Origin of the sequence: Cryobacterium sp. PH29-G1 (assembly GCF_030063365.1) — a bacterium.
Taxonomy (GTDB): domain Bacteria; phylum Actinomycetota; class Actinomycetes; order Actinomycetales; family Microbacteriaceae; genus Cryobacterium.
Window position 1 is genome coordinate 289,874 of sequence record NZ_JASISY010000004.1, and the last position, 14,132, is coordinate 304,005.

The window sequence follows — 14,132 nt, forward strand, 5'->3', positions numbered from 1 at the left end:
CCCGACATTGGCTGGATCAGGCACTCCGCGTACACTCGTTGGGTGAAGGTTTTAGCAGCAATGAGTGGCGGTGTTGATTCCGCCGTGGCAGCCGCACGTGCGGTCGAAGCGGGGCACGAGGTGGTCGGCGTGCATTTGGCGCTGAGCCGTATGCCGGGCACGCTCCGCACCGGCAGTCGCGGCTGCTGCACCGTCGAAGATTCGATGGATGCTCAGCGCGCCGCCAACATCATGGGCATTCCCTATTACGTCTGGGACTTCTCGGAACGGTTCAAGCTCGACGTCGTCGACGACTTCATCGCCGAATACGCCGCCGGCCGCACCCCGAACCCGTGCATGCGCTGCAACGAGAAGATCAAGTTCGCCGCACTGCTCGAAAAGGCGATGGCACTCGGCTTCGACGCCGTATGTACCGGTCACTACGCGAGCATTCTCACGGATGCTGACGGTAACAAGGAGCTGCACCGTGCGGCCGCCTGGGCCAAAGACCAGTCCTACGTGCTCGGCGTGCTCACCGCCGATCAGATCAACCACTCCATGTTTCCGCTCGGTGCCACACCGACCAAAGCGGAGGTTCGGGCTGAAGCGGCCGAGCGCGGTTTCTCGGTGGCGAACAAACCCGACTCGTACGACATCTGCTTCATCCCCGACGGCGATACCAAAGGCTGGCTCGGCGAGCGTGTCGCCCCGGTCACCGGCGACATTCTCGACCGAGAGGGCAACACCCTCGGCCAACACGACGGCGCCGTTGCGTTCACCGTCGGGCAGCGCAAGGGCCTGTCGATTGGCACTCCCGCCGCCGACGGCAAGCCGCGCTTCGTGCTCGAGGTGCGGCCGATCACCAACACCGTCGTCGTTGGTCCGAAAGAGGCCCTCGCACTCAAGGAAATCGCCGGCAACTTCTTCACCTGGGCCGGGCTCGCCCCGGAGCATCCCGAGGTGGAATTCGCCTGTCACGTGCAGATTCGCGCCCACGCCGACCCCGTTCCCGCCGTGGCGCAGGTGGTCTCGACCAGCGAGACCGACGACAGTATTGAGCTCAGAATCATTCCGAACGAGCCGCTTGTCGGTGTCGCGCCCGGGCAGACCGCCGTCATCTACGTCGGCACCAGGGTACTGGGCCAGTGCACCATCGACCGCACCGTCAGTGCGGTTCCCGTGACCTCGACCGATGCCCCATCCCCGGTCTCCTCCGCGTCGGCCAGCCCCGCCACGGTCAATGCCTGAATCCGTCGCCGACACCACCCCCGACGCGCTCCGCGCCGCCGCCGCGGAGGCCGCCGACATCACCACCCGCATATTGGCCGCGCGGGACGCCTACTACGAGCGGGACACCGTCGTCATCTCGGATGCCGAGTACGACCTGCTTGTGCAGCGTCTCAGCGAACTCGAGAGGCTGTACCCCGAGCTGCAAAGCCAGGACAGCCCGACCCAGACGGTCGGCGGCCGCGCCGAAACCACCCTGTTCGACCCGGTCACCCACGCCGAACGCATGCTCAGCCTCGACAACGTCTTTTCCATCGAGGAATTTGAGGCCTGGGCGCACAAAGCCGCGGAGAATTCGGGCCGCGCCGTGCACTACCTGTGTGAGCTCAAGATCGACGGCCTCGCCATCAACCTGCGGTACGCCAACGGGGTGCTGGTCTCAGCGGCCACCCGCGGCGACGGGGTGGTCGGCGAGGACGTCACCGAGAACATCGACCTGGTCCCCGGCATCCCGTCCCGGCTGGCCGGTACCGGGCATCCGCCGCTCATGGAGGTGCGTGGTGAGGTGTTCTTTCCCGTCGCCGCCTTTGACGAACTGAACGCGGCACAGTCCGCCGCCGGGGAACGGGTGTTCGCCAACGCCCGCAATGCGGCAGCCGGGTCGCTGCGTCAGAAGGCCGCCGGTAAGAATCCCGCCCAGCTGCGCCTGATGAAGGCCCGGCTGGGCCGGCTGCGCATGCTCGTGCACGGTATCGGTGCCTGGGAGAACCCGCCGGTCACGACCCAGTCTGAGGTGTACGGGCTGCTGCAGAGCTGGGGCCTGCCGACCAGCAGCTATTTTCGGGTAGTCACTTCGGTCGCCGAAGCGGCGGAGTTCATCGAGTACTACGGTGCACACCGCGGCAGCGTCGTGCACGAACTCGACGGCATCGTGATCAAGATCGACGAACTGGCCCTGCACGCCGAACTCGGCGCCACCAACCGGGCACCGCGCTGGGCGATCGCCTATAAATACCCGCCGGAGCAGGTGAACACCAAACTGCTCGACATCGTCGTGAGTGTCGGGCGGACCGGCCGCGCCACCCCGTTCGCGGTCATGCAGAAGGTGCTCGTGGCCGGCAGCGAGGTGCGCCAGGCCACGCTGCACAACCAGGACGTGGTCAAGGCGAAGGGCGTGCTGATCGGCGACACGATCGTGCTGCGCAAGGCCGGCGACGTCATTCCCGAGGTGCTCGGCCCGGTCGTTGAGCTGCGCGATGGCACCGAACGTGAATTCGTCATGCCCGTGAACTGCCCGGAATGCGGCACCCCGCTCGCCCCCGCCAAGGAAGGCGACATCGACCTGCGCTGCCCGAACGCACGCAGCTGCCCCGCCCAGGTGCGTGGGCGGGTCGAACATATCGGCAGCCGTGGCGGCCTCGACATCGAGGTGCTCGGTGAGGTCGCGGCCTCGGCGCTGACCCAGCCGACCATTCCGGTCGACCCTCCACTGCCGACCGAGGCCGGCCTGTTCGACCTGAAACTGGCCGACCTGCTGCCGATCCAGGTCATCGTGCGCGACGCCGAAACCGGTTTGCCGAAGGAAGACGACGACGGCGCGGTTCGCCAGCGGATGCCGTTCCAGCGCAATCCCACCGCCGCCGAGAAGAAGCGCGGGCTGGAAGGCCCCCAGCCTTCCGCGAGCGCGCTCAAACTGCTCGCCGAGATCGACAAGGCCAAGACCAAGCCGCTGTGGCGCATTCTGGTGAGCCTGAACATCCGTCATGTGGGCCCGGTTGCCGCACGGGCGCTGGCGAACCACTTCGGCTCACTCGACGCCATTCGTGCCGCCACCCGCGAAGAACTGGCCGAGGTCGACGGCGTCGGCGGTATCATCGCCGACGCGGTGCTCGACTGGTTTTCGGTGGACTGGCACCTGGCCATCGTCACCCAATGGGCGGAGGCCGGAGTGCAGTTTGCCACGCCGGGGCATCCGGGGCCGGGCGCGGCCGAGGCCGCCGGGGGAGTGCTGGCCGGGCTGACGGTCGTCGCCACCGGCTCGCTCGACGGATTCACTCGGGACGGCGCGCAGGAAGCCATCATCGCCGCCGGGGGCAAGAGCGCATCAAGCGTGTCGAAGAACACCGACTTCGTTGCCGCCGGTCCGGGCGCCGGTTCCAAGCTGGGCAAGGCCGAAACCCTCGGCATCCGCATTCTCGACGCCGCGGAGTTTCGCATTTTGGTGACCGAGGGCCCCGCCGGGCTCCCGAGCGTGCCGTCGGCCGAGCCGGCCAGCTGAAGGCTTGCCGACCGGGAGTTTGAGTGCACCGGCACTGCGTCAGGAAATGGAAGATCGGTGCAGCCCCAATAGAATTGGTCTATCTGCCCTAATGCGTTTGGAGTTTCATGTCTGAAATCACGGCCGAGCAGGTTGCCCATTTGGCATACCTTGCCCGGATCGACCTCAGCCCCCTCGAGATCACCAATCTCACCCACGACCTCGGCCAGATCGTCGACTCGATCGCCAAGGTCTCTGAGGTAGCCACCGCTGATACCCCGGCCACGAGCCACCCGATGCCGCTGACCAATGTCTTCCGTGAGGATGTCGTCGTACCGTCATTGACCGTCGAGCAGGCGCTGTCCGGCGCTCCCGACCGCGCCGGTGACAAATTCCGCGTGCCCGCTATTTTGGACGAGGAGTAACCATGACCGATCTCACCAAGCTCTCTGCCGCCGCCCTGAGCGACCTGTTGGTACGCAAAGAGGTCAGCGCCGTCGAAGCGACCCGCGCCCACCTCGATCACATCACGGCCGTCGACACCGACCTGCACGCTTTTCTGCACGTTGCCGGCGATGCCGCCCTGCACACGGCCGCCCAGATCGACGCCCGCCGCGCTGCCGGCGAACCGCTCAACCCCCTCGCCGGTGTTCCGATCGCGATCAAAGACGTGCTCGCCACCTCGGACATGCCCACCACCGCCGGGTCGAAAATCCTGGAAGGCTGGGTTCCACCGTACGACGCGACCGTCGTTGCCCGGCTGCGCGCGGCCGGACTTGTGCCGCTCGGCAAGACCAACATGGACGAATTCGCCATGGGGTCCTCCACCGAACACTCCGCCTACGGCGTGACCCGCAACCCTTGGGACCGCGACCGCATTCCCGGCGGCTCCGGCGGCGGCTCGGCCGCCGCCGTTGCCGCCTTTGAGGCCCCGCTCGCGCTCGGCAGCGACACCGGCGGATCCATTCGGCAGCCGGCCGCCGTCACCGGATCGGTCGGTGTCAAGCCCACCTACGGCGGAGTCTCCCGCTACGGCGCCATCGCTCTCGCCTCGAGCCTGGACCAGGTCGGCCCGGTGTCCCGCACCGTCTACGACGCCGCCCTGCTGCACGATGTCATCGGCGGGCACGATCCGCTGGACTCCACGTCGTTGACCGACCGCTGGCCGTCGATGGCCGCCGCCGCCCGCGCCGGGCTCGCGGACGGCGCCCTCAAAGGCGTGCGCGTCGGCGTCATCAAGGAACTTTCCGGCGACGGATTCCAGACCGGCGTCACGCAGCGCTTTGAGGAGACGCTCGCTCTGCTCGTGGCCGCCGGAGCCGAGATCACCGAGGTCTCCGCTCCGAACTTCGAGTACGCCGTTGCGGCGTACTACCTGATTCTGCCGGCGGAAGCGTCGAGCAACCTGGCCCGTTTCGACTCGGTGCGCTTCGGCATCCGGGTCAACCCGGACAGCGGCTCGCTCACCAGCGAGCACGTCATGAGCGCCACCCGCGAGGCCGGTTTCGGGCCAGAGGTCAAACGCCGCATCATCCTGGGTACCTACGCGCTGAGCGCCGGGTACTACGACGCGTACTATGGCAGCGCGCAGAAGGTGCGCACGCTCATTCAGCGCGACTTCGCGGCCGCGTTCAACCAGGTCGACGTGCTCGTCTCGCCCAGCGCCCCGACCACCGCCTTCAAATTCGGTGAAAAACTCGCCGATCCGATGGCTATGTACGTGGGCGACGTGACGACCATCCCCGCGAACCTCGCCGGCGTACCCGGTATGAGTATCCCGATCGGTGTGGCGCCCGAAGACGGCCTGCCGGTGGGCCTGCAAATCATGGCCCCCGCCAAAGCGGATGCCCGCCTCTACACCGTCGGTGCTGCCATCGAGCAACTGCTCGAAGCGAGCTGGGGGCACACCATGCTCAGCCAGGCACCAGCCCTGACACCGACCGAAATGTTTGCCAGCGAAGAGGGAGCCGTCTGATGAAGGCCGAACTGATGGACTTCGACAAAGCACTCGAACTCTTCGAGCCGGTGCTCGGCTTCGAGGTGCACGTCGAACTCAACACCAAAACCAAAATGTTCTGCGGCTGTGCCAATGAGTTCGGTTCGGGCGCCAACACGAACACCTGCCCCACCTGCCTCGGCCTGCCCGGCGGTCTGCCCCAGGTGAACAAGAAGGCCATTGAATCCAGCATCCGTCTGGGATTGGCTTTGGGCTGCGACATCGCGGAGCACTCGCGATTCGCCCGCAAGAACTATTTCTACCCCGACACGGCGAAGAACTTTCAAACCAGCCAGTACGACGACCCGATCTGCCACGACGGATCGATCACGATCGAACTCGAAAGCGGCCGTCAGGTCACCGTCGAGATCGAACGCGCTCACATGGAAGACGACGCCGGCAAGCTCACCCACATGGGTGGCTCCACCGGTCGGATCCAGGGCGCCGACTATTCGCTCGTGGATTACAACCGCGGCGGCGTGCCGCTGGTCGAGATCGTGACCCAAATGATCGAGGGTGCCGAGCACGACGCGCCCGAGATCGGCAAGACCTACGTCGCGGCCATCCGTGAGATCGCCAAGGCGCTCGGCGTCTCCAACGCCCGCATGGAAGAGGGCAATGTACGCTGCGATGCCAACGTTTCCCTGCGCCCGCGTGGGTCGAACGTGCTCGGCACTCGCACCGAAACCAAAAATGTCAACTCGCTCCGTTCGGTCGAACGCGCGGTGCGTTATGAGATCCAGCGCCAGGCTGCGGTGCTGGCCGGCGGCGGTACCATCACGCAGGAGACCCGGCACTGGCACGAAGACACCGGTATCACCAGCGCCGGTCGACCCAAGAGCGACGCCGACGACTACCGCTACTTTCCCGAGCCCGACCTGCTGCCGATGGCACCGTCGCGCGAGTGGGTCGAAGAGCTGCGACTGACCCTGCCCGAGCCCCCCGCGGCCCGCCGCAAGCGCCTGCAGGCGGCGTGGGGTTTTGTGAACCTCGAATTCCAGGACGTCGTCAACTCCGACCTGCTCGACGCGGTCGAAGCGACCGTCGCGGCCGGAGCATCCGCTCAAGCCGCGCGCAAGTGGTGGACCGGAGAAATCGCCCGGCTCGCCAACGTGGCGGGCGTTGCTGCCGACTCGCTCGTCACTCCGGTGCAGCTTGCCGCGCTGATCGAACTGGTCGAGGCCGGTACCCTCACCGATCGTCTGGCCCGGCAGGTGCTCGAGGGAGTTATCGCCGGCGAGGGTACCCCGGCCGAGGTCGTGGAGAGCCGCGGCCTGGCCGTCGTCTCGGACGACGGCGCGCTCATCGTGGCCATCGACGCCGCGTTGCTCGGCCAGCCCGACGTGCTCGCCAAGATTCGCGACGGCAAGGTGCAGGCCGCCGGCGCGGTTATCGGCGCGGTCATGAAGGCCATGCGGGGGCAAGCGGATGCCGCGCGCGTACGCGAACTTGTTCTTGAACGTGCCCAGGCGATCGAGTAAGGCATGACGAGCAACGAGACCCTGTTCGGAGTGGGGGTGCAGGTGATCGTGCGTCTGGACCGCAGCCGCTTTCCCGATTCCCTCATCGACGACCCGATCGGTGTGATCGTGGCGGCGGGGGAGTCGGAAGGCTCCGGACTGTATGCGCCGACCGTGGTTCGTGAGCGGTTCTGGATCGTCCGGTTCGAGGAGCCGTTTTTCGGCCTGGACGGCTCCGGACCGCACGACTCGGCACGCATACCGCAGAGTTTTCTGGAAGCGGCACCGGCGGCGTGAACACGATCCATCCGGAACGGTCCGAGCGCGCTCCGTCGGCCCGCGACATCCGTCGCTGGCGGCAATACCTGGCCGACGAGCAAGCGGAGGCCGCGGTATACCGCGACCTGGCGAATCGTCGCGCCGGCGAAGAACGGCAGATTCTGCTCGCCCTCGCCGACGCCGAAGGCCGCCACGAAGAACACTGGCGCCGGCTTCTGGGCAGCCATATCGGTTCCCCGCGGCGCGGCGCGCTGCGTACCCGGTTTCTTGGGTTGCTCGCTCGACGGTTCGGATCGGTGTTCGTGCTCGCCCTCGCCCAACGGGCTGAAGGGCGGTCGCCATACGACGCGGATGCCGACGCGACCAACGCCATGGCCGCCGACGAAACCGTGCACGAAGAGGTAGTGCGCGGACTCGCCGCGCGCGGGCGCAAGCGTCTGTCCGGAACGTTCCGGGCCGCGGTCTTCGGCGTCAACGACGGGCTCGTGAGCAACCTCGCACTCGTGCTCGGTATCGGAGCGACCGGGGTGCCGGCCGCGACGATTCTGTTCACCGGAATCGCCGGCCTGCTTGCGGGGGCACTCTCGATGGGCGCCGGCGAATACGTTTCCGTACGGTCGCAGCGGGAACTGCTGGAGGCATCCGCTCCAGCGGCTCCGGCCCAGAGCGTGCTCTCGCACCTTGACCTCGCCGCCAACGAGCTGACGCTGGTCTATCGGGCCCGCGGAATGTCGGAAGAGGAAGCGGAAGCCTATGCCCGTGGCGTTCTGGCCACCGCCTATGCGGCCACCGGACCGATCGCCGCCAGCACGGGCGCTTCGGAACCCGACGAGCACGAGGCAATCGGAACCGGCACCGGGGCAGCAGTGTCAAGCTTCTGCTTCTTCGCCTCCGGTGCGCTGCTACCGGTACTGCCCTACCTATTCGGCATGAGCGGCCCGGCGGCCATCATCGTCGCCACCATCCTCGTGGGGCTGGCCCTGCTCGCCACCGGGGCCGTCGTCGGCCTGCTCTCCGGCGGCCCGCCGCTGAAGCGCGCCCTGCGGCAGCTCGTGATCGGCCTCGCTGCGGCGGCCGTCACCTACCTGCTCGGACTGGCTTTCGGCACCACCATCGGCTAGCTGGCCGGCTGGACAGTGCCGACAGCCACGGCCGGTCCGGTCTGGCCGCAGCACTGCGCGAACAGGTTATGCGCTCGCTTTTACCCCGGACGTAGTGGCGACGGGCAGGATGGGGTTAGGGTTTTTCGGTGGGTAAACAGGACGGCACCTTTCGGCAGATCTCGGCGGACGACGTCGACGACAGCTCGGCGACCATGCTGCACGTCGACCTCGATGCGTTCTTTGTCTCGGTCGAGCTGCTCTCGCACCCCGAATACGTGCATCAGCCGGTGATCGTCGGCCACCGTGGTGCACGTTCGGTCGTGACGGCGGCCAACTACATTGCGCGGCGCTACGGCGTGAACTCGGCGATGCCGATGGCGCTTGCGCTGCGGCAGTGCCCGAACGCGATCGTGCTCGAACCGCACATGGGGCTCTACCGCGACTTCTCGACCACGGTCATGAGCATCTTCGACGACATCACGCCGCTCGTTGAACGACTCGGCATCGACGAGGCCTTCCTCGACGTGACCGGTGCGACCGGGCTGTTTGGTTCCCCGGCCGTGATCGGCGAGCTCATTCGCGCGCGAGTGTTCGCTGCGACCGGGTTGGTCTGTTCGGTTGGCGCGGCCTCGACCAAATTCGTCGCCAAACTCGCCTCCGGCCTGGCCAAACCCAACGGTCTGCTCGTCGTTCCGGCGGAGTCGACGATTGAGTTTCTGCATCCGCTACCGGTAACCGCCCTGTGGGGTGTCGGCGCGGCCACCGAGCAGGTGCTGACCCGCCTCGGCCTGAAGCTCATCGGCGATATCGCGCACACGCCGCTCGCGGTGTTGCAGAAGACGCTGGGGGAGGCATCCGGTCTGAAACTGTTCGAATTGTCGTGGGGGCGTGACCCGCGTGCGGTGACGCTGGAACGTGAAGAAAAGAGCGTCGGCCACGAGGTGACCTTTGAACACGACGTGACCGATATCGACCGGTTGCACAGCGAGCTGCTGCGGCAGTGCGACCTCGTGGCTGCTCGGCTGCGGCGGAGTGACCTCGTGGCCCGTCGCGTCTCCCTCAAGCTGCGCTACACCGACTTCAGCACGGTCACGCGCTCGCGCACCCTCGCCGAACCCAGCAATGTGGGTCGCCGCATCTATGAGGAAGCGGTCGCCGCGTTCGACCTGCTGGCTGCCTCGGGCATTCGGGTGCGCCTGATCGGGGTGCGGGCCGAGCAACTCGGCACGGCATCGGGATCGGTGGGACTGTGGGATCCCGACGAAGACTGGCGGGGCGCGGAGTTGGCAGTGGATTCCGTCACCGAACGATTCGGGGCGGGAACAGTACGACCGGCCTCGTTCTTCAAGCCCTAGTCGCGCTAACCTGTTGGGATGACCAGCCTCCCGGAAAAACTCGCAGATACTTTTCGTTCCGCCGGTGTGAAATCGGCCTATGGTGACCCGGTGCAAATCGATGGTGTCACCCTGGTGCCGGTGGCGCTCGCGTACTACGGCTTCGGCGGCGGTGACGCCGGGGAAGGCGGCTCCGGCGGCGGAGGCGGCGGCGTGACGCTGCCGATCGGTGCCTACGTGAAGTCGGGTGGCACCGCCCGCTTCGAGCCCAATGTCATTGCGCTGCTCGCCGTCGGCGTTCCGTTCCTGATCGTGGCCGGGCGCGCCCTGGCCCGCGTCATCAAGGCCCTAAAAAAGTAGCCCCCTCCGCCCCCCTGTCCGTCCGGACAGGTGCCCGGGCCCGGGCCCGGAAAGTGGGCCCACGATAGATCATGGGCCCACTTGCATAAGGTGGGCCCAGGCGCGTGCTGTTACGGGTGGTGGGCCCGGGCGTTAGCGGCGGCCGCGGCGCGGCCAGCGTGGGCGGCGCGCGAACCGTCGGCGCAGCCAGCGCGGCGTTCGGGGGCGCAGCCAGACCGGCCAGTGCCACGGGCCGCTCACCGGCAGACCCTGGGCAATTCGCCGCTGCCGCAGAATGAACCGGCGCATAAGCACAAGGTACAGCGCCGCCAACACGAGCAAAATACCGATGCTCATGTTGTGATTCCCATGCCGTCAGTCTAGGCGGGGCACTACAATTGAACACGATCACGGGAGTCCGGTACACCGGGCTGAGAGGAAGCTGACCAAGCTTCGACCGTCGAACCTGATCTGGATCATGCCAGCGCAGGGAGGCTTCTCAATCCCGTGCCCTGTATTCACCTACGGAAAGGGCACGAACAGTGCACGCTACAACGACTTCAGTCCACCAGTCCACTCCAGCGGCGGGTTCGCCGAAGAAGCCGCGCAACTTTCGCTGGCGCGTCGTCGACATCGTCGTGGCGAGCGTTATCGGTGTCGCGAGCGGCGTCATCTTCTGGGCGTGGGGTCTGGCCTGGTCCCCGCTCAGCGCGATCCTCGCGTTCACACCCGGGCTGGAAGGCCTTCTGGCCGGCGGCTGGTTGTTTGCCGGCGTGCTCGGCGGCCTCATCATTCGTAAGCCCGGTGCGGCTCTGTACACGGAGGTTGTTGCGGCCGTCGTTTCGATGCTGATCGGCACCCAGTGGGGGTTCTCCACCCTGATCTGGGGCGTTGTCGAAGGCCTCGGAGCGGAGATCGTGCTCGCACTGTTCCTGTACGCCAACTGGCGGCTGGGCGTGGCGCTGCTCGCGGGCGCCGGAGCCGGCGTGGCCGTGGGACTGCTCGACACGACGTTCACCAGCTATGCGGCACTGGATTTCGGTTACAAGGCCGTCTACTTCGTATCCGCTGTGGTGTCGGGCACCGTGCTGGCCGGATTGCTGTCATGGTTCACCGTGCGCGGGCTGGCCCGCACCGGTGCCCTCGGCCGGTTTGCGTCCGGGCGGGAAGGTTCGCGAGCGTCGTCCCCCGCGCGCAGCTGACGGATGCCTGACACATCGTCGTTCCCGCTCGCTCGCGACCCGCAGATTCGTCCCGTGCAGATCCGTGCGCGAGGCTGGGGCTGGCGTCACGCCGGGCGCCACAGCCCGGCTGTTTCCGGTCTGGACTTGCAGATTGAACCCGGCGAGCGGGTACTGCTGCTCGGCGCCAGCGGTGCCGGTAAAAGCACCCTGGTGCACGCCCTGGCCGGGGTGCTCGGCGACGCCGAAGACGGCGATGAAACGGGCAGTCTGCTGGTTGACGGGCGACGCGCAGCCGAGGCGCGAGGGCGTGTCGGTCTGGTGCTGCAAGATCCCGATTCGCAGGTCGTGCTCGCCCGGGTCGGCGACGACGTGGCATTCGGCTGCGAGAACCTTGCCGTTCCGCGGGTCGAGATCTGGCCGCGCGTGCGGCAAGCCCTGGCCGAGGTCGGTTTGGGCCTGCCTCTCGACCATCCAACCTCGAGCCTGAGCGGGGGCCAGAAACAGCGACTGGCCCTGGCTGGCGTTCTCGCCATGCAACCGGGGCTGCTGTTGCTCGACGAACCGACTGCGAACCTCGATCCGGGCGGTGTCATCGACGTGCGTGACGCCGTCGTACGTTCTCTCGACCATTCCGGGGCAACCTTTGTGGTCATCGAGCACCGCGTCGACGTCTGGCAGGACGTCGTGGACCGTGTCATCGTGCTCGATCCAAGCGGCGGGGTGCTGGCTGACGGGGCGACCCGCGAAATTCTGTCCAGCCAGGGCGCGCGTCTGGCGCAGGCCGGCGTCTGGGTACCGGCCCTGCCTCCCCGGTTTCCGATCCGGCATCCGATCAGTCGCCCGCAGGCGTTGCTCCGCGCCGAGGGACTCGCGGTCGGTCGCGTACCGTTCGGCCGACGCACCGCATCCGTTGTCGCCGACGCCATCACCCTTGACGTGCGCGCGGGCACGGCCACCGTCGTGACCGGACCAAACGGCTCCGGTAAATCCACGCTCGCTCTGACCCTGGCCGGTTTGCTCGCCCCCGCTGGCGGGACCCTGCGAGCGAGCGAGCGCTTCGCGGCGGGCATTTCGCCGCAGCCGCATCGATGGCGTTCCAAGCAGCTTCTGACCCGCATTGGAACCGTTTTTCAAGACCCGGAACACCAGTTCCTGGCAGCTACCGTGCGCGATGATCTGCTGATCGGTCCGCGCGCGCTCGGACTCAGCCACGCTGAGCAGACCAGTCGTGTCGATGATCTGATGCACCGGCTGAGGCTCGATCATCTTGCCGACGCCAACCCGTTCACCCTGTCCGGTGGCGAGAAGCGACGGATGTCCGTGGCCACCGTGCTCGCAACCCGTCCCGGCCTGCTCGTGCTCGATGAGCCGACCTTCGGACAGGATTCCCGCACCTGGCAAGAGCTCGTGACCCTGCTGGCCGAGCTGCTCGACGAGGGAACCGCCCTCGTTGCGGTCACCCACGACGCCCAATTCGTTGCTGCCCTGGCTGACGAGGAATACCGCCTCGGCCTGCCAGACCCGATCCGGCTTGCGGCGGGAGCACAATGAGTCTGCTCACCCCGACGATCCGCCCGAGCGTCGTTGCCCGACTCAACCCGGTGAGCAAGCTTGCCGTTGCCCTTATCGTGAGTTGCGCGCTGCTGCTCTCCATCGACTGGGTGTCGGCGGGCGTCGCGCTGTTGCTCGAGGCCGTGTTGCTGACCTGGAGCGGTTTGAGCGCGCGAGCGTTCTGGCTGCGCACCGCACCGCTCTGGATCGCAGCGCCGATGGCATCGGTGACAACGATTCTGTACGGCGAAGACTCCGGCGCATTGCTGTGGCATTTCGGATTTATCACGGTTACCGAAGGCTCAGCCCAACTGGGCTTGGCCATCGGGCTACGGGTGCTCGCGATCGGTCTGCCCGGGATCGTGTTGCTCGCCACGACCGATCCCACCGACCTCGCCGACGGTCTGGCCCAGGTGCTGCGCCTGCCGAGCAGGTTCGTGCTGGGTGGCCTGGCCGGACTGCGGCTGGTGGGCATGTTCATTGAAGACTGGCATTCCCTCAACCTCGCGCGCCGGGCCCGCGGGGTCGGTGATGGCGGTGGCATGCGCGGTGCTGCTCAGCGGTTCTTCGGCCCGGCGTTCGCCCTGCTCGTGATCTCGGTGCGTCGCGGCAGCAAACTCGCCACGGCGATGGAAGCGCGCGGTTTTGGCAGCGACGAACCGCGTACCTGGGCTCGGCCTTCTCAGGTTCGTGCGGCCGATGTCGTGCTCGTCGCGATCGGATTCTCGATTGCCGGTATCGCCATCGGCGTTGCCGTGTGGGCCGGGACCTGGAGTTTCATTCTTGCCTGACACCAGTCTTTCGCGGCCAGCCGCACGGGGCTTCACGACCTTGCTGGCCCCCGTACTGCGGGCCGTTGCCGCTGCCGAGCCGAACGCGGTGGTGCTCATCGACGGACCGAGCGGAGCGGGCAAGAGCACCCTGGCAGACGCGGTCGTGGCTGCCTGGCCGGGCACGCACCGCCCGACTCTGGTGCGCCTCGACGACATCTATCCGGGCTGGCAGGGGTTGGATGCTGCCATCGAGCAGGTCTACACCCGCCTGTTGGCACCGCGCCGGGCCGGCCTGCCCGGGCAGTGGCAGCGTTTCGACTGGGTGCGCGGTGAGCCGGCGGAATGGAACCGGGTCGACCCGCAGCATCCGCTCGTGCTGGAAGGCTGCGGTGCGCTGGCGTCTGCCCACGAGGCCGTGAGCGATGTGCGGGTGTGGATCGATGCCGATGACACGTTGCGCAAACGCCGCGCTCTGGATCGGGACGGCGAGCTGTATCGACCGTATTGGGACCGCTGGCAGGCGCAGTGGGAGTCCTATGTTGTGCGGGAGACCCCCAGCCGGTGGGCGACCGTTCGTCTGGGGGTGGATCCGAGACCGACCTGACCACCAGCGTGCCGGTCCGGCTCGGTGCGCGGGCGTCACTATGCCG

The 14,132-nt window shown here is 67.1% G+C and carries 14 protein-coding genes and 1 riboswitch; of the genes, 13 read left to right on the plus strand and 1 reads right to left on the minus strand.

The window, feature by feature from the left end:
- The first annotated feature begins 42 nt into the window (after window positions 1-42).
- From mnmA to QMK22_RS07910, 9 genes are all read left to right on the plus strand, one after another.
- The gene (mnmA, locus tag QMK22_RS07870) at window positions 43-1,227 is read left to right on the plus strand and encodes a tRNA 2-thiouridine(34) synthase MnmA (RefSeq protein ID WP_283497059.1); all 1,185 of its coding nucleotides are present in this window, start codon (window positions 43-45) and stop codon (window positions 1,225-1,227) included.
- Window positions 1,220-3,484: an NAD-dependent DNA ligase LigA gene (gene ligA, locus QMK22_RS07875; RefSeq protein WP_283497060.1), complete on the plus strand. Its 2,265-nt coding sequence runs from the start codon at window positions 1,220-1,222 to the stop codon at window positions 3,482-3,484. Before mnmA ends, ligA begins: the two co-directional genes overlap by 8 nt.
- 107 nt (window positions 3,485-3,591) lie before the next feature.
- Window positions 3,592-3,888: an Asp-tRNA(Asn)/Glu-tRNA(Gln) amidotransferase subunit GatC gene (gene gatC, locus QMK22_RS07880; RefSeq protein WP_196842707.1), complete on the plus strand. Its 297-nt coding sequence runs from the start codon at window positions 3,592-3,594 to the stop codon at window positions 3,886-3,888.
- 2 nt (window positions 3,889-3,890) lie between these two features.
- On the plus strand, window positions 3,891-5,438 hold the full coding sequence (gene gatA / locus QMK22_RS07885) for an Asp-tRNA(Asn)/Glu-tRNA(Gln) amidotransferase subunit GatA (RefSeq protein WP_283497061.1): 1,548 nt from the start codon (window positions 3,891-3,893) through the stop codon (window positions 5,436-5,438).
- Entirely contained in the window at window positions 5,435-6,940 is a 1,506-nt protein-coding gene (gene gatB, locus QMK22_RS07890) for an Asp-tRNA(Asn)/Glu-tRNA(Gln) amidotransferase subunit GatB (RefSeq protein ID WP_283497124.1), read from the plus strand. The genes gatA and gatB overlap by 4 nt, the downstream gene beginning before the upstream one ends.
- Before the next feature lie 3 nt (window positions 6,941-6,943).
- Complete coding sequence (locus QMK22_RS07895; protein WP_283497062.1) at window positions 6,944-7,216, plus strand: hypothetical protein; 273 nt, start codon at window positions 6,944-6,946, stop codon at window positions 7,214-7,216.
- On the plus strand, window positions 7,213-8,319 hold the full coding sequence (locus QMK22_RS07900) for a VIT1/CCC1 transporter family protein (RefSeq protein WP_283497063.1): 1,107 nt from the start codon (window positions 7,213-7,215) through the stop codon (window positions 8,317-8,319). The genes QMK22_RS07895 and QMK22_RS07900 overlap by 4 nt, the downstream gene beginning before the upstream one ends.
- A 128-nt stretch (window positions 8,320-8,447) precedes the next feature.
- Window positions 8,448-9,656 carry a DNA polymerase IV gene (dinB, locus tag QMK22_RS07905; protein ID WP_283497064.1) on the plus strand — a complete coding sequence of 403 codons (1,209 nt, stop codon included), beginning with the start codon at window positions 8,448-8,450 and terminating at the stop codon, window positions 9,654-9,656.
- Window positions 9,657-9,674: 18 nt separating this feature from the next.
- Window positions 9,675-9,995, plus strand: a complete 321-nt coding sequence (locus QMK22_RS07910; protein ID WP_283497065.1) for a hypothetical protein — start codon at window positions 9,675-9,677, stop codon at window positions 9,993-9,995.
- A 132-nt stretch (window positions 9,996-10,127) separates the two neighbouring features.
- On the opposite strand, the gene QMK22_RS07915 is transcribed toward QMK22_RS07910, so the two are convergent.
- On the minus strand, window positions 10,128-10,331 hold the full coding sequence (locus QMK22_RS07915; protein WP_283497066.1) for a hypothetical protein: 204 nt from the start codon (window positions 10,329-10,331) through the stop codon (window positions 10,128-10,130).
- 43 nt (window positions 10,332-10,374) lie between these two features.
- Window positions 10,375-10,484, plus strand: a riboswitch (TPP riboswitch).
- Window positions 10,485-10,516: 32 nt separating this feature from the next.
- On the opposite strand from QMK22_RS07915, the gene QMK22_RS07920 reads away from it, so the two are divergent.
- The 4 genes from QMK22_RS07920 to QMK22_RS07935 are packed head-to-tail and all read left to right on the plus strand — an operon-like array spanning window position 10,517 to window position 14,086.
- Window positions 10,517-11,176 (plus strand): ECF transporter S component, encoded by a 660-nt coding sequence (locus QMK22_RS07920; RefSeq protein WP_283497067.1) that lies wholly within the window; start codon window positions 10,517-10,519, stop codon window positions 11,174-11,176.
- A gap of 3 nt (window positions 11,177-11,179) precedes the next feature.
- Window positions 11,180-12,709: an ABC transporter ATP-binding protein gene (locus QMK22_RS07925; protein WP_283497068.1), complete on the plus strand. Its 1,530-nt coding sequence runs from the start codon at window positions 11,180-11,182 to the stop codon at window positions 12,707-12,709.
- Window positions 12,706-13,500: an energy-coupling factor transporter transmembrane component T family protein gene (locus QMK22_RS07930; RefSeq protein WP_283497069.1), complete on the plus strand. Its 795-nt coding sequence runs from the start codon at window positions 12,706-12,708 to the stop codon at window positions 13,498-13,500. Before QMK22_RS07925 ends, QMK22_RS07930 begins: the two co-directional genes overlap by 4 nt.
- Window positions 13,493-14,086 (plus strand): nucleoside/nucleotide kinase family protein, encoded by a 594-nt coding sequence (locus QMK22_RS07935; protein WP_283497070.1) that lies wholly within the window; start codon window positions 13,493-13,495, stop codon window positions 14,084-14,086. The genes QMK22_RS07930 and QMK22_RS07935 overlap by 8 nt, the downstream gene beginning before the upstream one ends.
- Window positions 14,087-14,132 lie beyond the last annotated feature (46 nt).